Here is a 20,063-nt window from a genome sequence, read left to right as displayed (position 1 = left end):
GGAAATTTTCCGTGTTTACTCTACACTCAGGCAGGAATTCCAGCACATGCGCACCTGGGTGTAAACCGGAAGATTGCAAAGGCTTGCTTCTGCTTATGAACTTTGCATAATGCCCGTTTCCCGGAACAGGCTAACCAGCAGGCTTTTACATGATTAATGACGTCATCACCCCAGAATTTGATGAGAACGGGCGGCCATTACGCCGGATCCGCAGCTTTGTGCGCCGCCAGGGCCGCTTAACCAAAGGCCAGCAGCAGGCGCTGGACACCCTGTGGCCGGTCATGGGGGTGGAATATCAGCCGGAGCCTGTCGATCTGCCCGCGCTGTTTGGCCGCGAAGCCCCGGTGACGCTGGAAATTGGCTTTGGCATGGGCGCTTCGCTGGTAACGATGGCGCAGAACACGCCGCATCAGAACTTCCTGGGTATTGAAGTGCATGCGCCGGGCGTGGGTGCCTGTCTGGCCGCCGCCAAAGAAGCCGATGTGCAGAACCTTCGGGTGATGTGCCATGACGCGGTGGAAGTGCTGGAGAAGATGATTCCGGATAACTCGCTGCGCATGGTTCAGCTCTTCTTCCCCGATCCGTGGCATAAAGCGCGTCACAATAAACGCCGTATCGTCCAGGTGCCTTTTGCCGAGCTGGTGATGCGTAAACTGAAGCTGGGCGGCGTTTTCCACATGGCAACCGACTGGGAAGCCTACGCGGAGCATATGCTGGAAGTGATGAACAGCATCGATGGTTACCGCAACCAGTCAGAACAACAGAATTATGTGCCGCGTCCTGAGACGCGTCCACTGACCAAGTTTGAGCAGCGCGGGCAGCGTTTAGGCCACGGCGTATGGGATTTAATGTTTGAGAGGGTGAAATAATGGCCACACAACGCAGCCGCCGTTTACGTAAAAAACTGCACATTGATGAGTTTCAGGAACTGGGCTTCTCGGTTGCCTGGCGCTTCCCGGAAGGCACCAGCGAAAGCGAAATTGATGAGACGCTGAACCAGTTCATCAATGAAGCGATCGACCCTAACGGCCTGGCCTTCGATGGCAGCGGTTACCTGGTGTGGGAAGGTCTGGTTTGCCTGCAGAAAACCGGCAAATGCACCGATGAGCATCGTGCTCTGGTTCGTAAATGGCTGGAAGATCGCAAGCTGCAGGACGTTCAGATGACTGAACTCTTTGACGTCTGGTGGGACTAAGTCGTCACACAGTGTCGGGCTGAGGCCCGATCAAAGGGTTTCAGACCCGATCTTAGGGAGTAGATATGATGCGTAAAGCGCTTCTTGCTGTGCTGCTGGTAGCAGCAACCCAGGCTCAGGCAGCCTATGAATGCAGCGTTAAGCCGCAGGACGATGTGGTGATTAAGCCGCAGAGCGTGCAGGTGGTCGGTGCCAACGGCAATATGGAAATCTCGCCGCAGGGCGACGTACAGTTCAATGGACAGAAGGTCACGCTCGACACGGCCGGACGCCAGAAAGCGATCGACTATCAGAACGCGCTGCGTCGCGATCTGCCGTGGATCGACAGCGGGGCGACATCACGTCTGGAGAAAGGGCGTGCGGCACTGGATCAGGTCATCGTCGAAAAACTGGGCACCGACAGCAACGTGCGTAATCGCCTGACCACGCTGAATGGTCAGCTGAAACAGCAGATGAACCGCATCATTGAACACCGTGAAGATGGGCTGACGTTCCACCATCAGGCGATTGATCAGGTTCGCGCCGAAGGTGAAAGGCTGGTGCAGTCGACCCTTGGCGGCGTGATGCAGGATAGCCTGAACGAGATGGGCAGTAAGCAGGGCAGCGGCGGCAGTAATCCGCTGCAGGCGATTATGGGTAATCTGGGCGGGTTGCAGCAGTCGATTCAGGCTGAGTGGAGCAAGCAGGAGCAGGATTTCCAGAACTTCGGTCACGAGGTGTGTAATCGCGTTATTTCGCTGGAAGATCAGCGTAAACAGCTTACCGGCGCACTGAAAAAATAGGTCAACGCCTCAGCCTGTCGGGCTGAGGCGCTTTTGTTACTCTTCCGCTAAGAACAGCTCCAGCAGCGAATTCAGGAACAGTTTCCCTTTCTCCGTAATCTGCCACTGCTCCGCGGTTTCAGTCACGTAACCCGCGGCAATCGCGGCATCCATCTGCGGACGGATCACCTGCTCTGATAAACCGGTATAGCGGCTGAACTCGTCACGCGGCGCGGCTTCCAGCAGGCGAAAGCGGTTCATGAAATATTCAAACGGCTTGTCGCTATCGGCAACGTCATACTGCTTTTCGCGGTAGTTCCCCTGCATAAATCCACGCGGATGACGGGTTTTCACCGTGCGGACTATGCGGCCATCCGGTTGCGTCAGCTTACCGTGTGCGCCACACCCAATCCCCAGATAGTCGCCAAAGCGCCAGTAGTTGAGGTTGTGCTCACAGCGATAACCCGGCTTCGCGTAGGCAGAGGTCTCATACTGCTGATAACCGGCAGCCTGCAGCAGCTGATCGCCCTGTTCGAAAATATCCCATAGCGCATCATCATCCGGCAGCACCGGCGGGCGTGAGCCAAACAGGGTGTTGGGTTCAATCGTGAGCTGATACCAGGAGAGATGCGGTGGATTAAGCGCAATCGCCTGACGTAAATCATCGAGCGCCTCTTCCAGCGACTGATCGGGCAGGCCATGCATCAGGTCAAGGTTAAAACTGCGCAGCGACAGCGACTCGGCCAGTTCAGCGGCGCGGACCGCCTCTTCCGGACCGTGAATGCGGCCAAGGCGCTGCAGCTTTTGCGGACTGAAACTCTGTACGCCAATCGAAATACGGTTGATACCGGCGCGCTGATAGGCGCTGAACCGGTCCGCTTCCACGGTGCCCGGATTGGCTTCCATGGTCACTTCCGCATCGGGCGAGAGCGTCAGACGCTCCCGCACACCATCCATCAGCATCTGCATCGCGCTGCTGCTCAGCAGGCTGGGCGTGCCGCCACCGATGAAGATCGTGCGCACTTCCCGGCCATTGATCAGCGGTAAATCGATCTCCAGATCGCGCAGCAGGTGCTGCACGTATTCAACGTGCGGCACCTCATCTTTCAGCGCGTGGGAATTAAAATCACAGTAGGGACATTTCTGTACGCACCACGGAATGTGGATATAGAGACTTAACGGCGGCAGATTAGGCATTACGCATCGCTTCCAGCAACAGCGTCAATGCTTTACCCCGGTGAGAAACTGCACCTTTTTCCGCTTTACTCAGTTCGGCCGCGGTTTTACCCAGTGCCGGGACAAAGAAAATCGGGTCGTAACCAAAACCACCGGCACCAGCGGCGGCGCGGGTGATCTCACCCTGCCAGCTGCCATGGAACACCAGCGGGGTCGGATCTTCCGCATGACGCAGATAGACCAGCACGCAGTGAAATTGTGCCTGGCGCTGACCGTCTGGAACGTTTTCCAGCGCCTGCAGCAGCTTCTCCAGGTTCTGTTGATCGCTGGCCTCTTCACCGGCGTAGCGCGCCGAGTAGATGCCGGGCGCGCCGCCCAGCGCATCTACGGCCAGGCCGGAATCATCGGCAATGGCCGGTAATCCGGTGATCTGTGCCGCGTGACGCGCCTTGAGAATCGCGTTCTCAATAAAGGTCAGGCCGGTCTCTTCCGCCGATTCAACCCCAAGGTCGGTCTGTGCGACGATATCCAGACCAAAGGCGGAGAGTAACTCCGCCAGCTCACGCACTTTGCCGGGATTGCCGGTTGCGAGGACAACTTTTTGCATAACAGTTCCAGTTTGATTCATTTACAGCAGATACCAGAGACCCGGGAACAGGTCCATGCCGAGAAAGTTCAGGGCATACAGCACCAGGATGACGATCATCGCTGAGAAGTCGATACCGCCCATCGCAGGCAGAATACGGCGAACAGGTGCCATCATCGGCTCGGTTAACTGCACCAGCAGATAGTCGACAGGACCCCGGCCCTGGCTGATCCAGCTCATCAGGGAGCGAATAATAATCACCCAGAAGACCAGATAGCCGGCGGATTTAACCAGCGACAGCAGGCCGACCAGCAGATTGGTTGGGTCGACCGAGAAGACGCCCACCTGAATCAGCAATAAAATCGGGTATTTCAGCGTAGTCAGCACAAATGCCAGCAGCAGCGAGGCGGTATCAATCGGTCCCAGTGCCGGCAGTATACGGCGCAGCGGCTTAACAATCGGCTGTGTCACTTTTACGACAAACTGCGCCACTGGATTGTAAAAATCGCAGCGGGACCACTGCATCCAGATGCGTAACAGCAGCACCATGACGTAGAGATCGATCAGCGTTTTTACTAAAAACGTCAGTGTTAACATGAAGTTCCTCTGTTATTGTTGTGAGTTGTGCGCATAATCTCGTGCGCCAAAAATGGCGGTGCCGATACGCACCATCGTACTGCCTGCGGCGATTGCCGCCTCCATGTCATCGCTCATTCCCAGCGAAAGCGTGTCTGCATGCGGATAGTGCTGTTGCAGCTGCCGGAAGGCTTCCGCCATCTGCTGACACACCGCCAGCTGCCGCGCGTAATCACTCTCTGCTGCCGGAATCGCCATTAATCCGCGCAGCCGCAGTTGCGGCAGGGCAGCGATCTGCTCCGCCAGCCCGGAAACGGCCTCCAGCATGATGCCAGATTTGCTGTTCTCGTCACTGATATTTACCTGAATTAACACATTCAGTGGTGGCAGCGAAGCAGGCCGCTGATCGTTGAGCCGCTGCGCGATGCGCTGACGGTCAATGGTGTGACACCAGGCGAAATGTTCTGCCACCAGACGGCTTTTATTGGACTGCAGCGGGCCGATGAAGTGCCACTCCAGCTCAGGATGTGCGGCCAGTGCCTGGACCTTTTCAACCCCTTCCTGAACGTAATTTTCACCAAAGGCAATCTGGCCAGCGGCAAAGGCTTCTTCGACCGCGCTCGCAGGTTTGGTTTTACTGACTGCAAGCAGGGTAATTTCTTCTGGTGCGCGGCCGCAACTCGCGGCAGCAGCAGCGATTCGCTGCCGCACTTGCTGTAGGTTCTGCTGGATTGAGGTCATAGTCAGGAGAAATTATGAATCTGGATGAAATGGTGGGGCTTAGTGTAAAGCATAATGCCGCCGATCTGCACCTTTGCAGCGGACATTTGCCCTACTGGCGGCGGCAGGGAAGGCTGGAGGCGATGCCGCAGCAGTGCCCGCTTTCTGGTGCATGGATGGCGCAGTTTATGGCCCGCTGGCTAAGTGACCCGCAGCGTCAGGAGCTGGAGCGCGCAGGGCAGCTCGATTTCGCTCTGAGCCTGGCCGATGGTCAGCGTCTGCGCGCGAATCTCTTTATGCAGCGCAACGGCCTGTCACTGGCACTGCGCATCATCGCCACGGCATGCCCGACGCTGGAAAGCCTGCAACTGCCCGCCATTGTCCCGACGCTGCTGGAGCAGCAGGATGGGCTGATTCTGGTGACGGGTGCGACCGGCAGCGGTAAATCAACCACGCTGGCGGCGCTGGTCGATGCGCTGAACCGCCAGCAGGCGCGGCATATCATCACGCTGGAAGATCCGATTGAATTTATCCATCACAGCCAGCAGTCGCTGATACAGCAGCGTGAAATCGGCCTGCACTGCGGTTCGTTCTCGCTGGGAGTAAAGGCAGCACTGCGTGAAGATCCCGACGTTATACTGCTGGGCGAACTGCGTGACAGCGAGACTATTCGTCAGGCACTGACAGCTGCGGAGACCGGCCATCTGGTGCTGGCGACGCTGCACACGCGTGGCGCAGCGCAGGCGGTGGATCGGCTGGTTGATGTCTTTCCGGCAGAGGAGAAACAGCTGGTGCGTACTCAGCTGGCGGGCAGCCTGAAAGCGGTAATTGCACAGCGGCTGGTGCCGTCAGTTGCCGGTTCGCGCATCGGACTGTTTGAGGTACTGATCGCCACACCTGGCATCACCAATCTGATCAGAGAAGGCAAGATGCACCAGATCCCTGCGCTGTTACAAACCGGCGCACAGGCCGGTATGCAGACGTTTGAGCAGAGCAGGCTGGCGCGTCAGGCAACCGGACTGATTGAGTGAGGATGTCAGTAATGGTTTTCGAACCAGTCCTGCAAAATGATGGCAGCAGACTGTGAGTCGACCGATCCTTTATTGAGCGCGCGATAGCCGCCGCGTTCAAACAGGCCAGCACGCGCTTCTACCGTGCTGAGTCGTTCATCCTGCAGCTCCACGCGGATGCCAAAGCGCCCGTGCAGGCGGTTGGCAAATTTACGTGCGCGATCGGTTAGCGGCTGCTCGGTGCCATCCATATTCAGCGGTAATCCCACCACCACGAAATCGGGCTGCCACTCTTTCAGCAGTTTTTCAATTACCAGCCAGTCCGGGATGCCATCCTGCGCTTTCAGGGCGGTCAGCGGACGGGCGCTGCCAGTGAGTTGCTGACCTACGGCGACACCAATACTTTTGGTGCCGAAGTCGAATCCTAACAGAGTTTGAGTTGACATCAGGCGTGTCCGGCGTCGCTGGCCATGTTGTGAATATCGACGCCAATACTGCGCGCCGCTTCGCGCCAGCGCTCTGAAATCGGCGTCTGGAACAGGATGTTGCTGTTAGCAGGCGTGGTCAGCCAGGCATTTTCCATCAGCTCATTCTCCAGCTGATCTTTTTCCCAGGCGCAGTAACCCAGCGCGACCAGCACGTTAGTGGGCTGAGACGCCGTACCGATCGACTCCAGCACGTCACGGGACGTGGTGATGATCGTGTTATCTGAAACACGAATACTGGAGGTAAAGGTGCGTTGCGCGGAGTGCAGGATAAAGCCACGATCTTCCGCCAGCGGGCCGCCGGTAAACACCGGTTTATCCAGCTTGATCGCCGGATCGCGATCGTCAGCAGAGATTTTGAGCTTCTTCAGAATGCCTTCAACCGTCAGGTTTTCCATGGGTTTATTGATGATCAGTCCCATTGCACCCTCTTCGTTATGTTCGCAGAGATAAACCACGGAACGTTTGAAGAAAGGATCCTGCAATGAAGGCATGGCAATCAAAAAGTGATGTTGTAAATTCATTCTCACACGATGTACCAAAAAAATAACCGGCACGCGACGGCCGCACCGGTATTGGGTTGATCACGGAGCTTCGCCCCGGCGTCATGCTCAGCCCAGGCGCTTCTCAATGGCATCCATCAACATGCCGGTGATGGAGATCGGGAACGCAGCCTCAATTTCACGAATGCAGGTTGGGCTGGTCACGTTAACTTCAGTCAGTTTATCACCGATGATGTCCAGACCGACAAAAATCAGCCCTTTTGCTTTCAGCGTCGGACCAACACGACGCGCGATTTCCCAGTCGCTTTCACTCAGCGGACGCGCTTCACCGCGACCACCGGCGGCGAGGTTACCACGCGTTTCACCGCCCTGCGGGATACGCGCCAGGCAGTAAGGCACCGGCTCGCCATCGACGACCAGCACGCGTTTGTCACCCTCGGTGATCGCCGCAATATAATTCTGCGCCATGCAGAAACGGCTCTCATGCTCGGTCAGGGTTTCGGTAATCACGCCAAAGTTAGGATCATCTTTCTTCACGCGGAAAATCGACGCACCACCCATGCCATCCAGCGGCTTCATGATGATGTCGCCATGCTCCTGCCAGAAGGCGCGCAGCTGCGCTTTGCTGCGGGTCACCAGGGTGTCAGGCGTAAACTCGGCAAACCAGGCGGTGTAGAGCTTTTCGTTACAGTCACGCAGGCTCTGCGGTTTGTTCACGATCAGCGTACCCAGCTCTTCAGCGCGCTCCAGAATGTAGGTCGCATAGATGAACTCGGTATCGAATGGCGGATCTTTGCGCATCAGCACCACATTCAGGTCAGCCAGCGGGATCACCTGCTCGCTGCCAAACTGATACCAGTTCTCAGGGTTCTGCTCGACGGTCAGCAGGCGGGTGCGGGCCGAGGCCACGCCACCGCGCAGGGAGAGATCGTGCATCTCCATGTAGTGAATTTCATAACCACGGCGCTGTGCTTCCAGCAGCATAGCGAAGCTGGAGTCTTTTTTAATATTGATGGACGAAATAGGGTCCATCACGATGCCAAGTTTAATCATTATTATCTCCTCGGTGAGGCGGCATTTACCGCCTCGTCTGGTTCGGTCTGCAGTGGGCCGATCGGTCAGGACATCATGCCTGCTCTCTTTCCGCTGAAAGTATCGCTTAACCCAGGTCGCCAAACCTCACCTGAAGTGCCGTAATGGCCGTCAGCGCGGTAGTTTCGGTACGCAATACCCGTGGGCCAAGCAGAATGTCAGTAAAATCGTGCTGCGCCGTCATCGCAATCTCGTCCGCAGACAAACCGCCTTCAGGGCCAATCAGCAACCTTACCCGCTCAACAGGCTGGGGCAGCGTGTTGATGCTGTGGCTGGCGCGCGGATGCAGATTAAGCTTCAGTCCGCTATCTGCTTCTGCACACCAGGCTTCCAGCGTCATCGCTTCACGAATCTCCGGCACGCGATTACGGCCGCACTGCTCGCAGGCGGCAATAGCAATTTTCTGCCACTGCTGGATCTTCTTCGCCAGACGCTCAGCATCAAGCTTTACGCCACAGCGCTCGGAAAACAAGGGTGTAATGACATTCACGCCCAGTTCGATCGATTTCTGGATAGTGAATTCCATTTTTTCACCGCGCGACATCACCTGACCTAAATGCAGATGTAACGGTGACTCGCGATCGTCCGGCTGGCTCTCTGTGACCGATACTTTTACACGCTTTTTATCTACATGCGTGATCTCTGCTGCAAAAGTCAGATTAGTGCCATCAAAGAGTTCCAGACGCTGACCTGCCGTCATCCGGAGCACCCGGCCCACATGATTGGATGCATCTTCATCCAGGGTAATTTCACTGCCGATGCTTAATGGACCGGCGTGATAGATGCGAGGTATGCGCATAAGGTTCCTGAGACCGGACGCCGCGCTGCAGCGGCGTCATTGGAAAAAGAGCTAGTGTAGGGCAGGGATTTTAGCGCTGGCAAGCCTGCTGCACATAAGGATTGTGATTGCCCTGAACCTTTGCAATGCGCTGGTCGCGTTCGCACTCCCAAATAGTCACGGGATAGAGCTTGTTCCAGGCGGTAAACAGCTGCGTCTGCTGGCGCGAAATACGCAGATGATACTGGTCGCGCATATAGAAATAGGTGCGGGCAATGGCACCGCGCGCCCGCGCAGGTGGCTCCGCCTGTTTGAGTTTAAAGTCGATCTTCATCTCACACTGGCCGTACTGCTGCTCGCTGCCGTTCCATTGACTGTAGGCGAAGTTGCCACGGTCGCCATTCACTTCACCCACCGCAGGCTGCAGGTTGTGCAGGTCGGTTTCGATGCGGCGGTAGTCGGGATCTTTGCTGCAGTTTTTACGACCGCCATCCTGCCAGCACTGGCGCTGATGACCAAACTCCCAGGCGGGCATCACATGTTCCCACTCAATGCGTGCGGCGCGATTGGCGTTTTTGCGCACCTGATAGCCACAGCTGTTGAGATCGGGAATCCCCTTTTTTCCCTGCCACTGAATCTTACAGCCACAGTAAAAAGAACCCGGCGCATCGGCGTTGATCGCCGCCGCAAAGGTTTTGGCCTGCTGAAAGTTATTTTGATGATAGTTATTCAGGTTGAGGGCGTCAGCGGCGGGCGCAAACAGCAGCGCAACCGCCAGACTTAGTATGCGAGACATATTCCAGATTTCTACTCAGTACGAAAAAGGGCGGCAGGGTAACAGAATGTGGAATAGGGCGGAATGGGGATTCTTCTCAGGACGCGACAAATTCACCCGCGATCAGCAGGCTGCCACAGTGCACGCAGCGATATTCACTCTCTTTGCGCAGTATACGATTGTGGCGGCGCACGGTCAGCTGATGCTGCTGGCACTGACAGCGGTAGGCAAAGGTGTTGCTGCGCACGGATGCGATCTCAAACTGGTGAGTACGCCGTGCCGGAACGCCCAGCACCTGCTCCATCATCCACTTCCACTCTTTGCCGTGCGGCGCAACGCGACCAAATTGCTTCCAGACCAGCAGATGCGCCAGCTCATGCGGCACTACTTCATCGATAAATGCCTGCTGGTTTTCCAGCAGCAGCACAGGATTGATGCGAATTTCCCAGGACGCCAGCCAGGCGGTGCCCGCCGCCGTACCACGCTGCTGGTAGAGCAGCTTCGGTTCCGGATAACGGGTTTTCAGCGCCTGATTCGCACGTTCAAGCGACTGGCGCAGCGAGCGCATTACGGCCTGCTGCAGGGCAATGGGGAGACGAGGCGTTTTCATGGCGCTCAGAATAATCGCCGCCGCGCAGGAACTCAACGTCGCCAGCGACAAGTGTGGTTCTGGCTGGGGGAAAATTTCTGGTTTAAATATTGTTATGGGCTTTTTTAGAATATTCTATTAATGACATTCACCGCAGAGTGGATGGATGAAAAGCGAACGGCACAGGGCATGGATAAACCAATGAAAAATAATGATAACGTCAGGAAACAACGGATTGTGCTGGTGACGGATCTGATGGCCGGTCGTGGTGGGATGGAAAATGTGACCGGTCAGTTGATCACGGCCCTGAATGCGGAACCCGGTACCGAAGCAGGGCTGTTTATTATCAACAGCGGAGAGGAGAGCCACTCCCGCGCCTGGACCGCCAATGCTGTTCTGGCTGAGAGCGTCTGCACGCTGCGGAATAAGAAAATAAAAAATCTTATTCATACGCTGAGAATGGCCGCCTTCTTTCGTCGTTATCAGCCCGATCATGTCCTGACCCTCAACACCATTCCCTGCCTGATGACGCGCCGGGCAATCACGCTTTCAGGACGTAAAATCGTGTTGTCGAGCTGGATGCACCTGCCTCCGCGTGAACGTTATCGTCCCCATTATCTGCTGCGGGCCGATCACCATTTTGCGATCAGTAATCAGATTAAAGAGCAGCTGGTGGAACTGGGCGCACGCGCCACTGACGTTGACGTGATCTATAACCCGATCAAACGCAATGACACGGTAATCGGCAGACCCCAGGCGCTGAAGTTTCTCTATATTGGTCGCGTCCATTATCAGCGGCAAAAACAGCTTAAAGATCTGTTTGATGCCCTGCAGCAGCTGGATGCGCCCTGGACGCTGGAGATAGTGGGTGACGGGGAAGATCTGACGCAATGTCAGCACTACGTGACGCAACTCGGCATCCAGGATCGCATCACCTGGCATGGCTGGCAGGAGAATGCCTGGGAGTATGTCATCCGCCATATCAGACAGGTCACCTGCCTGGTCATGACCTCTAACTTCGAAGGCTTCCCGTTGATCCTGCTTGAGGCGATGTCACGCGGCGTCTACTGTGTTTCATCCGACTGTATCAGCGGCCCGGCGGAAATTATTCAGAACGGTATTAATGGTCAGCTCTATCCCACCCATGACAGCATGGCGCTGGCCGCGATTCTCAACGCCATGAGCGGGGATTTCTACTTCCCCGATCATCAGGCTATTAAAGCGAGCATCACCGGTTTTTATGAGGAAAATTATATGAAGCACCTGATGAGTGTGTTTAACCGCCTTACTGAGGTTAAGCATGACGAATAAAATCAGTCGCAATGGATTAACGTTAATGGTTAATTTTTCAGTTATTGCGCTCTGCCTGGCGCTGTCGCTGAATATGTTTGTTACCGGCCTGCCGCAAAAAATATTCTATCTGGTCTCTTATCTCTCTGTCGCGTCCGTGCTGTATGGCCTGGTGCGCAGGCGGGTGGAGTTTAAAGAGAACGGTTTTTATATCGCCCTGTTTGCTGTGCTGATTATCTTTGCCCTGATTCGGCTGTTCTGGGCGATTCACGTGAAGGGGATCGAAACCGCGCCCTCAGGCGATGCCATCACTAATATGGGCAACTATCTGCTGGGGGCGAAGCGGCTGTTGATGGGTGCCTTTGTGCTGCTCAGTCTGGCTGTTTATGGGGATCGGGTCTCCCTGACCACGCTACGCGTCGGAAAAGGGCTCATCCTTCTTGGCCTGCTGATTACGCTGGGCTTTGGTATCCACGAGCATCTCTACACTGAGAATATCCGCATCAAGCTCACCACCGAAGCCGCCTCCATGTCCTCCTACATGATTCTGTTTATCTATTGTGCCTGGCTCTGGCTAAGCCGCTATGAGACGCACGCTTACTGGAAGGTGGCCGATATCGCTGTGCTGGCAGTGACCTTTGCCTTGCTCTACCTGTGCGGCACCCGTGTGACTCTGATTGCGCTGATTGCAGTGGGGCTGCTGTTCCTGGTGCAGACCTACCGGCTGTCGCTGCTGACTAACTGGCGGATTAGCGCTTTGCTGGTGGGCGTAATGGCGGTGCTGATTCTGATGACCAGCAACCGCTGGGTAGAGGGAGTGCAGGATATTGAGAACTTTGGTTCAAACAGTTCGACCTCGCTGGGCGCACGTGTCGCCATCTGGGGCGGGGCGGTCAACTTTATTGAGCACCATGGCGGTTTTGCGACGCCGGATGCGCGCACCACTGAGGCGCGTCAGTTCATCACTGCGCACTATCCTCTCAATGTTGAAGGCTTTACCAACGTTAAATACAACATGCACAACGAGTTCCTCGAAGTGACGTCATTGCAGGGCTGGCTGGGTACGGCGTCGCTGGCGCTGCTCTATCTGACGGTGCTGGCGGGCTGGCTGAAGAAGTGTGATCTGCGTGGCGTGGCGCTGCCGATGGTGGCACTATTTACCACCGGACTGACCGATTCGGTGCTGCCCTATAATCAGACCGCGACCATTTTCATTATGGCGCTGGCGCTCTGCTGCATACGGCGGCCCCTGCCGGTAACGCGGGTAACCACAGCGTAGTGGGGCGTTGAACAAATAAAAACGGCGGGGTTTCCAGAGAAACCCCGCCGTTTTTGTTACCGCGTTTTTTACCGGGTAAAGTTAGTCGCGTGAACCGATGTCGCGCAGTTTTTTACCTGCCATCAGGTTACGTTCGATGTGTTCCAGCGAGACGTTTTTGGTCTCAGGGATCAGCATCACCGTCAGCAGAATGAAGAACAGGTTAAGCAGTGCGTAGACCCAGAAGGTGTTCGCATTGCCCAGCGTATTCAGCATCGTCAGGAAGGTCGCACCTACGATCATGTTCGCGATCCAGTTGGTGGTGGTGGAGACAGTGATACCGAAATCGCGGCCTTTCAGCGGCTGAATTTCGGAACAGAGTACCCAGATCAACGGACCGGCTGACATCGCAAAACCGATGATGAACATCAGCAGCATACCTACCGCAAAGTACTGTGCGCCCGCCGAGTGAATGCCGAAGTGCAGCATCGTACCCAGAACGCCCATACCGGCTGCCATCACCATAAAGCCCAGAATCAGGGTAGGTTTACGACCCCAGCGATCCACCAGGCCAATGGCAATAAAGGTCGCCAGTACGTTAACCAGACCCACAATCACCGTGCCCCACATCTGCTGGGTGGTGTTGGTGAAGCCCGCGATTTCAAAGATTTTTGGCGCGTAATACATGATGACGTTCATGCCGGTAAACTGCTGCATCACCTGCAGCAGGATGCCGAGATAGACCGCACGACGGAAGTGGCTGCTGCTGGTGAACAGACCCCAGCCAGACTGTTTGATCTTCAGGCTTTCACGGATCTCTTCCAGCTCACGTTTTGCCTGCTCGCTGGTGTCACGCAGACGATCCAGTACGCGTTGTGCATCGCGGAAGTTGCCTCGCGCCGCCAGCCAGCGTGGGCTGTTTGGCAGGAAGAAAACGCCGACCAGCAGCAACAGTGCCGGAATAGTGATGATGCCCAGCATCCAGCGCCAGTTGCCGGTAAAGCTAAACGCCGTATCGGACAGGTAAGCGCCAAGAATACCGATGGTGATCATCAGCTGATAAAGCGAAATCATACTGCCGCGAATTTTTTCCGGAGCGATCTCAGAAAGATAAAGCGGGGCAGTATAAGAGGCGATACCGACTGCCAGGCCCAGCAGAACGCGGGCGCTGATCAGCATTTCCGGGTTTGGCGACATCGCCGACCAGAGTGAACCGATAACGAACAGAATCGCACCGGCCATCAGGCTTTTTTTACGGCCCAGGCGGGATGACATCCAGCCGCTGCCGATAGCACCGACCGCCGCACCAAACATCATGGAACTGACGATCCACTCCTGCTGATGAGGGGTGACGTTAAAGTCCTTTGCGATAAACGGCAGAGCACCGGCGATAACGCCGATATCCAGACCGAACAGCAGACCCGCAAGGGCCGCCAGAAAGCAGACAAATAAGGTCATCGCCTTATTTGAAGTTCTGCTTTTGTGTGTATTGCCAGGCATTTTAGCCTCCAGGTTTATCCATCATTGTTTTTATCAATGTTAAAAAACCTTTTGCGGGAAAAAAGTGAGCCTGATCACATCAGTGTAATCGCTTACACACGCTGAAACCCTGAAATTCAGCATATTTTTCCCGGAAAGATTAATTAACCAGTGAGGTATAGCACTCATTAAGTTTCTGACAATGCTCTATTTACTGGCTATCAGACGACGCTGAAAATAACGCATTTTCAGCAGAATAACTACGTGCGTTAATTCCTAAATATCGGATAAACAAAGCATTTCAATTTGTAATCGTTAACATTTAGTCGTCAGAAAAAGCGAAAAGAAGTGTAGCTGAGAACTGAAAATTTGCTGCAGAGAGAAGAAGATGTCGGGCAGATGCGTTTTTTTGTCGTCACGCGCTCACCAGAAATTGCGCTGGCCTGTTCGTTCAGAAGGGTAGCGGGAGCAAAATTGCTCCGGTTAGCAATGGGGCTGAAAAGGCAATAAAAAACCCTGCCGCAGTGGCAGGGTTTTTATCAGCAGCTGGTAACCTTACAGGCCAGCCGCTTCACGCAGCAGGGCAGCTTTGTCTGTTTTTTCCCATGGGAAATGTTCACGACCAAAGTGACCGTAAGCTGCGGTCTCTTTATAGATTGGGTGCAGCAGATCCAGCATCTGGATCAGACCATATGGACGCAGGTCGAAGAACTCGCGCACCAGCAGCGTCAGCTGTTCGGTAGAGATTTTCTCGGTGCCGAAGGTTTCCACCATGATAGAAGTGGGTTCAGCCACGCCGATAGCGTAGGAGACCTGGATTTCACAACGGTCAGCCAGGCCGGCCGCTACGATGTTTTTCGCCACGTAACGTGCCGCATAGGCTGCAGAGCGGTCAACTTTAGATGGATCTTTACCCGAGAACGCACCGCCACCGTGACGCGCCATGCCGCCGTAGGTGTCTACGATGATTTTACGACCGGTCAGACCGCAATCGCCCATCGGGCCGCCGATCACAAAGCGACCGGTTGGGTTGATATGATATTTGGTCGAGGCGCTCAGCCACTCTGCGGGCAGAACCGGCTTGATGATCTCTTCCATCACCGCTTCCTGCAGATCTTTCTGGCTGATGGATTCAGCGTGCTGAGTAGAGAGCACAACTGCATCGATGCCCACGATTTTGCCATCGTCATACTGGAAAGTGACCTGGCTCTTGGCATCCGGGCGCAGCCACGGCAGGGTGCCGTTTTTACGCACTTCAGCCTGACGCTGTACCAGACGGTGCGCATAGGTCACCGGCGCAGGCATCAGCACGTCTGTTTCGTTAGTGGCATAGCCGAACATAAGGCCCTGGTCGCCCGCGCCCTGTTCCAGCGGATCGGTACGGTCAACGCCCTGATTGATATCCTGAGACTGTTTACCAATCGCGCTTAATACCGCGCAGGAGTTGGCGTCAAAGCCCATATCGGAATGGACATAGCCGATTTCACGTACGGTTTTACGGGTGATCTCTTCGATATCAACCCAGGCGCTGGTGGTGATTTCACCGCCAACCAGCACCATACCGGTTTTAACGTAGGTTTCGCAGGCCACGCGCGCTTTAGGATCCTGTTCAAGGATCGCATCCAGCACAGCATCGGAGATCTGGTCGGCGATTTTATCGGGATGTCCTTCTGATACAGACTCGGACGTAAAAAGGTGTTTAGCCATTCTGTTCTTTACCTTAAATATGGTTTGAGTACGACTGCATAGCGCCAGTGAGGTGGTCTGACCTGACGCCCCTTCAGGCAAAGCCGCGAGCAGTGAGGTTGTGTCAGCACAGCAGGCCAACACCGCCTGGATAGTAACCTGTTTAGATGGAAAACCATCTGGACGGCTATTTTAGGATAGAGGGTAAACCAATTACCAGCCCTTTTTCTGTTTCAGCATTTAACCTGTCTCTGTTATCGGCATAATTTGCTGACGCTACACGCAATTCCCCGATAATATTTTTGCATTTTACGGCGGTAAACTGTATAAAACGCCGCTGCTTTGATAGCAGCAGCAAGGATGACGCCACTGTTTGCGTCGCGCCTGTCAGACTCTGGTCTGGCTTTCACCCAGGTTGTTTTCCATGTGCCCCTGGCATATGCGGAGGTGATACAAGTAATGAACCACGCTTTTTCTTCTTCCGGTTCTCTGCGCTGCGGCGCTGCGCTGGCTCTCTCCTGCCTCCCATCTGTTTCTCTTTCCTGCCGACGCGATGTCCGATGCGGTAATTTTACCGACACAGGCGCAGGCTAATCTTTATCTCTGCTCGATCGGTTTTGTCTCTTCTCTGCGTTCGCGCAGCGGAACGACGCAGGTTATCCATGGTCAATACAGATCAGTTAAATGTTCTCTGTTTAAACGGAGATGGCCCGGGTGTTTTACACTTAACTCTCATGCGTGAATCGCGCTGACGGCAACGTCAGGTGAACAGGACATTGCGTTTAATGTGGCAACAGGTTTTCAGATTAGCGGCCATAAAGCCGGTTAACAGTTTCATCTTTCAACGGAAAATTGAGGTTCGCGATGTCTGACGACATGAAGAATATCAAAGGTTCGTCAGCTGGCGAACAGGGTACACTCCGCTCCATGCAGGAGGTTGCAATGAACGATCAGGATGCGAGCAAAATGTTGCGTACGTACAACATCGCCTGGTGGGGCAACAACTATTACGACGTTAACGAACTGGGCCACATCAGTGTCTGTCCCGATCCGGATCGTCCTGACGTGCGCGTCGATTTAGCTCGTCTGGTCAAAGAGCGCGAAGCGCAGGGCCAGCGTCTGCCTGCTTTATTCTGCTTCCCGCAGATCCTGCAACACCGTCTGCGTTCCATTAACGCCGCCTTTAAACGTGCGCGTGAATCTTACGGTTACAAAGGCGACTACTTCCTGGTTTACCCGATTAAAGTTAACCAGCACAAACGCGTGATTGAGTCACTGATCCACTCCGGCGAACCGCTGGGACTGGAAGCGGGCTCAAAAGCCGAGCTGATGGCGGTGCTGGCGCACGCCGGTCAGACCCGTTCGGTGATCGTCTGTAACGGCTATAAAGATCGCGAATATATTCGTCTGGCGCTGATCGGCGAGAAGATGGGCCACAAGGTCTATCTGGTGCTGGAGAAGATGACCGAAGTGCGGCTGGTGCTGGAAGAAGCAGAGCGTCTGAATGTGGTGCCGCGTCTTGGTATCCGTGCGCGTCTGGCTTCGCAGGGCTCCGGTAAATGGCAGTCGAGCGGCGGCGAAAAGTCGAAGTTTGGCCTGTCAGCCACCCAGGTGCTGAAACTGGTTGAGATCATGCGTGAAGCGGGTCGCATCGACAGCCTGCAGCTGCTGCATTTCCATCTGGGCTCGCAGATGTCCAACATCCGCGATATCGCCACCGGCGTGCGTGAGTCGGCGCGCTTCTATGTCGAACTGGCCAAGCTGGGCGTCAACATCAAATGTTTCGACGTCGGCGGCGGTCTGGGCGTCGATTACGAAGGAACGCGCTCGCAGTCTGACTGCTCGGTCAACTACGGCCTGAATGAGTACGCCAACAACGTAATCTGGGCGATTGGTGCTGCCTGTGATGAGCACGGTCTGGAGCATCCGACGGTGATCACCGAGTCGGGCCGTGCGGTAACCGCGCACCACACGGTACTGGTCTCCAACATCATTGGGGTGGAGCGCAACGAGTTCAGCGAACCTGAAACGCCGGATGCGGATGCGCCGCGCCCGATCCTCAGCATGTGGGAAACCTGGCAGGAGATGCACGAGCCAAGTACCCGCCGCTCGCTTCGTGAATGGCTGCATGACAGCCAGATGGATTTGTTTGATATCCATACCGGCTACTCGTCAGGCACCTACGATCTCAAGCAGCGTTCATGGGCTGAGCAGCTCTATCTGAGCATCTGCCACTATATTCAGCAGCATCTCGATCCGAGCAACCGTGCACACCGTCCAATCATCGACGAACTGCAGGAGCGGATGGCGGATAAGATCTACGTTAACTTCTCGCTGTTCCAGTCAATGCCGGATGCGTGGGGTATCGATCAGCTGTTCCCGGTACTGCCGCTGGAAGGCCTGAACAAGAAGCCGGAGCGCCGTGCCGTGCTGCTCGACATCACCTGTGACTCCGATGGCACCATCGATCACTACGTGGATGGCGACGGCATCGCGACGACCATGCCGATGCCGGAATATGACCTTGATAACCCACCCATGCTGGGCTTCTTTATGGTGGGCGCTTATCAGGAAATTCTGGGCAACATGCATAACCTGTTTGGTGACACCGAAGCGGTGGATGTCTACGCACGCGAAAATGGCGATGTGGAAGTGCAGCTCTCCGATGAAGGCGACACCGTGGCGGACATGCTGCGTTACGTGCAGCTTGATCCCAACGAGCTGATGGCGCTGTTCCGCAATCAGGTTCAGGCATCCGATCTCGACGAAGAGCTGCGCGCGCAGTTCCTGGAAGAGTTCGAGAGCGGCCTTTACGGCTATACCTATTTAGAAGATGAATAATCGATTATGGCGACCGGTAATCGCATATTGCAGTTGCCGTTAACTATGTCGATAATCTGACTCACTCAATCCCTTCCTCGTCGGGCCTAACGACGCGGAGGGGATTTTTTTCATCTCAACCTTAATGGTTTGCGGGCTGGCCCGACTTACGCACATAGAGAGAGCAATTATGTATAACACGCTTGGCAATCAGTACGACAACTCCCTGGTTTCTAACGCCTTTGGTTTCATGCGTTTTCCGCTGAATTTTCAGCCTTACGACAGCGACGCCGAGTGGGTTATCACCGGCGTGCCGTTTGATGCCGCGACCTCGGGTCGTCCGGGCAGCCGCCTGGGTCCGGGTGCGATTCGTCAGATCTCCACCAATCTGGCCTGGGAAGGCTGCCGCTGGCCGTGGGATTTCGACCTGCGTCAGCGTCTGAACGTCGTCGATTGCGGCGATCTGGTTTACGCCTTCGGTGATTCGCAGGATCTCTCCGACAAATTGCAGGCCCATGCTGAAAAACTGCTGGCCAATGGCAAGCGCATGATGACCTTTGGCGGCGACCACTACGTCACACTGCCACTGCTGCGCGCCCATGCAAAACACTTCGGCAAGATGGCGCTGGTGCACTTTGATGCGCATACCGACACCTACTCCAACGGCCCGACCTTCGACCACGGCACCATGTTCTTTACCGCGCCGAAAGAGGGTCTGATCGATCCGCAGCACTCAGTGCAGATTGGTATCCGTACCGAATTCGACAAGAGCCTGGGCTTCAACGTGCTGGATGCGGCGCAGGTCAATGACCGCAGCGTTGACGATATCCTCGCCGAAGTGAAACGCACCGTCGGCGATCTGCCGGTCTATCTGACCTTCGATATCGACTGTCTGGATCCGGCGCATGCGCCTGGCACCGGCACGCCGGTGATTGGCGGCCTGACCACCGATAAAGCGACCAAGCTGATCCGTGGCCTGCAGGGCATGAACATTGTCGGCATGGATCTGGTGGAAGTCGCACCGGGTTACGATCATGCTGATCTGACGGCACTGGCAGCGGCTACGCTGGCGCTGGATATGCTGCATGTTCAGGCTGTGAACAAAGGCTGATGCCTGCTGCCTGTCGGCTTCAGTCCGGCAGGCGCTGAACGCGGCGTCCTGTCCGTCGGGCGGACGCCGCTGCTGTGATCTTCCTCTCTCTGCCATGATCCGATCGATTCCCTTCTGACCCCGACGGGTAACCGTCAGGCGCGAACCCCTATCTGCAACTAAACTTACAGCGT

20 protein-coding genes are annotated in these 20,063 nt (G+C 55.4%); 8 read left to right on the top strand and 12 right to left on the bottom strand.

Features of this window, described 5'->3' with window-relative positions:
• Positions 1-149: 149 nt before the first annotated feature.
• The 3 genes from trmB (at position 150) to AC6I8B_RS16015 (ending at position 1,977) form a co-directional block, all read left to right on the top strand.
• Positions 150-869 carry a tRNA (guanosine(46)-N7)-methyltransferase TrmB gene (trmB, locus tag AC6I8B_RS16025; protein WP_010248887.1) on the top strand — a complete coding sequence of 240 codons (720 nt, stop codon included), beginning with the start codon at positions 150-152 and terminating at the stop codon, positions 867-869.
• Positions 869-1,195, top strand: coding sequence for a YggL family protein (locus tag AC6I8B_RS16020; RefSeq protein ID WP_003853403.1), 327 nt, complete (start codon positions 869-871; stop codon positions 1,193-1,195). The genes trmB and AC6I8B_RS16020 overlap by 1 nt, the downstream gene beginning before the upstream one ends.
• 65 nt (positions 1,196-1,260) lie before the next feature.
• The gene (locus AC6I8B_RS16015) at positions 1,261-1,977 is read left to right on the top strand and encodes a YggN family protein (protein WP_010248885.1); all 717 of its coding nucleotides are present in this window, start codon (positions 1,261-1,263) and stop codon (positions 1,975-1,977) included.
• Positions 1,978-2,013: 36 nt separating this feature from the next.
• Here AC6I8B_RS16015 and hemW read toward each other — a convergent pair whose 3' ends face one another.
• Genes hemW through AC6I8B_RS15995 form a run of 4 tightly spaced genes read right to left on the bottom strand, consistent with a single transcriptional unit; the run spans position 2,014 to position 5,035 of the window.
• Complete coding sequence (gene hemW, locus AC6I8B_RS16010) at positions 2,014-3,153, bottom strand: radical SAM family heme chaperone HemW (RefSeq protein WP_010248883.1); 1,140 nt, start codon at positions 3,151-3,153, stop codon at positions 2,014-2,016.
• Positions 3,146-3,739 (bottom strand): XTP/dITP diphosphatase, encoded by a 594-nt coding sequence (locus AC6I8B_RS16005; RefSeq protein WP_010671072.1) that lies wholly within the window; start codon positions 3,737-3,739, stop codon positions 3,146-3,148. Before AC6I8B_RS16005 ends, hemW begins: the two co-directional genes overlap by 8 nt.
• A 21-nt stretch (positions 3,740-3,760) precedes the next feature.
• A complete protein-coding gene (locus AC6I8B_RS16000; protein WP_010248879.1) occupies positions 3,761-4,315 on the bottom strand; it encodes a YggT family protein in 555 nt (184 codons plus the stop codon).
• 12 nt (positions 4,316-4,327) lie between these two features.
• On the bottom strand, positions 4,328-5,035 hold the full coding sequence (locus tag AC6I8B_RS15995; protein ID WP_010671071.1) for a YggS family pyridoxal phosphate-dependent enzyme: 708 nt from the start codon (positions 5,033-5,035) through the stop codon (positions 4,328-4,330).
• 14 nt (positions 5,036-5,049) lie between these two features.
• Here AC6I8B_RS15995 and AC6I8B_RS15990 point away from each other — a divergent pair, with 14 nt between their 5' ends.
• On the top strand, positions 5,050-6,045 hold the full coding sequence (locus tag AC6I8B_RS15990) for a type IV pilus twitching motility protein PilT (protein WP_157353662.1): 996 nt from the start codon (positions 5,050-5,052) through the stop codon (positions 6,043-6,045).
• A 5-nt stretch (positions 6,046-6,050) separates the two neighbouring features.
• Here AC6I8B_RS15990 and ruvX read toward each other — a convergent pair whose 3' ends face one another.
• The 6 genes from ruvX to AC6I8B_RS15960 form a co-directional block, all read right to left on the bottom strand.
• Positions 6,051-6,470, bottom strand: a complete 420-nt coding sequence (gene ruvX, locus AC6I8B_RS15985; RefSeq protein ID WP_003853387.1) for a Holliday junction resolvase RuvX — start codon at positions 6,468-6,470, stop codon at positions 6,051-6,053.
• A complete protein-coding gene (locus AC6I8B_RS15980; protein ID WP_010248870.1) occupies positions 6,470-7,033 on the bottom strand; it encodes a YqgE/AlgH family protein in 564 nt (187 codons plus the stop codon). The genes ruvX and AC6I8B_RS15980 overlap by 1 nt, the downstream gene beginning before the upstream one ends.
• 87 nt (positions 7,034-7,120) lie before the next feature.
• Complete coding sequence (gene gshB / locus AC6I8B_RS15975) at positions 7,121-8,065, bottom strand: glutathione synthase (protein ID WP_010248868.1); 945 nt, start codon at positions 8,063-8,065, stop codon at positions 7,121-7,123.
• Between the two features lie 106 nt (positions 8,066-8,171).
• Positions 8,172-8,903: a 16S rRNA (uracil(1498)-N(3))-methyltransferase gene (gene rsmE, locus AC6I8B_RS15970; RefSeq protein ID WP_010248866.1), complete on the bottom strand. Its 732-nt coding sequence runs from the start codon at positions 8,901-8,903 to the stop codon at positions 8,172-8,174.
• Between the two features lie 70 nt (positions 8,904-8,973).
• Positions 8,974-9,678, bottom strand: a complete 705-nt coding sequence (gene endA, locus AC6I8B_RS15965) for a deoxyribonuclease I (RefSeq protein WP_031594098.1) — start codon at positions 9,676-9,678, stop codon at positions 8,974-8,976.
• Between the two features lie 76 nt (positions 9,679-9,754).
• Positions 9,755-10,267, bottom strand: a complete 513-nt coding sequence (locus AC6I8B_RS15960) for a SprT family zinc-dependent metalloprotease (RefSeq protein WP_010671067.1) — start codon at positions 10,265-10,267, stop codon at positions 9,755-9,757.
• Between the two features lie 141 nt (positions 10,268-10,408).
• On the opposite strand from AC6I8B_RS15960, the gene AC6I8B_RS15955 reads away from it, so the two are divergent.
• The gene (locus AC6I8B_RS15955) at positions 10,409-11,557 is read left to right on the top strand and encodes a glycosyltransferase (RefSeq protein WP_052061765.1); all 1,149 of its coding nucleotides are present in this window, start codon (positions 10,409-10,411) and stop codon (positions 11,555-11,557) included.
• A 25-nt stretch (positions 11,558-11,582) separates the two neighbouring features.
• Positions 11,583-12,815 carry an O-antigen ligase family protein gene (locus AC6I8B_RS15950; protein ID WP_157353660.1) on the top strand — a complete coding sequence of 411 codons (1,233 nt, stop codon included), beginning with the start codon at positions 11,583-11,585 and terminating at the stop codon, positions 12,813-12,815.
• A gap of 81 nt (positions 12,816-12,896) precedes the next feature.
• Here AC6I8B_RS15950 and AC6I8B_RS15945 read toward each other — a convergent pair whose 3' ends face one another.
• Positions 12,897-14,294 carry a sugar porter family MFS transporter gene (locus AC6I8B_RS15945; RefSeq protein WP_033772546.1) on the bottom strand — a complete coding sequence of 466 codons (1,398 nt, stop codon included), beginning with the start codon at positions 14,292-14,294 and terminating at the stop codon, positions 12,897-12,899.
• Between the two features lie 534 nt (positions 14,295-14,828).
• Positions 14,829-15,980 (bottom strand): methionine adenosyltransferase, encoded by a 1,152-nt coding sequence (gene metK, locus AC6I8B_RS15940; RefSeq protein WP_010248851.1) that lies wholly within the window; start codon positions 15,978-15,980, stop codon positions 14,829-14,831.
• Between the two features lie 843 nt (positions 15,981-16,823).
• On the opposite strand from metK, the gene speA reads away from it, so the two are divergent.
• Complete coding sequence (gene speA, locus AC6I8B_RS15935; protein ID WP_010248849.1) at positions 16,824-18,800, top strand: biosynthetic arginine decarboxylase; 1,977 nt, start codon at positions 16,824-16,826, stop codon at positions 18,798-18,800.
• Positions 18,801-18,969: 169 nt separating this feature from the next.
• Positions 18,970-19,890: an agmatinase gene (gene speB / locus AC6I8B_RS15930; protein ID WP_010248847.1), complete on the top strand. Its 921-nt coding sequence runs from the start codon at positions 18,970-18,972 to the stop codon at positions 19,888-19,890.
• Positions 19,891-20,063 lie beyond the last annotated feature (173 nt).

Source organism: Pantoea sp. X-Soil-ISGK-285, assembly GCF_059730815.1.
This window is presented reverse-complemented; position numbering and strand designations above follow the sequence as displayed.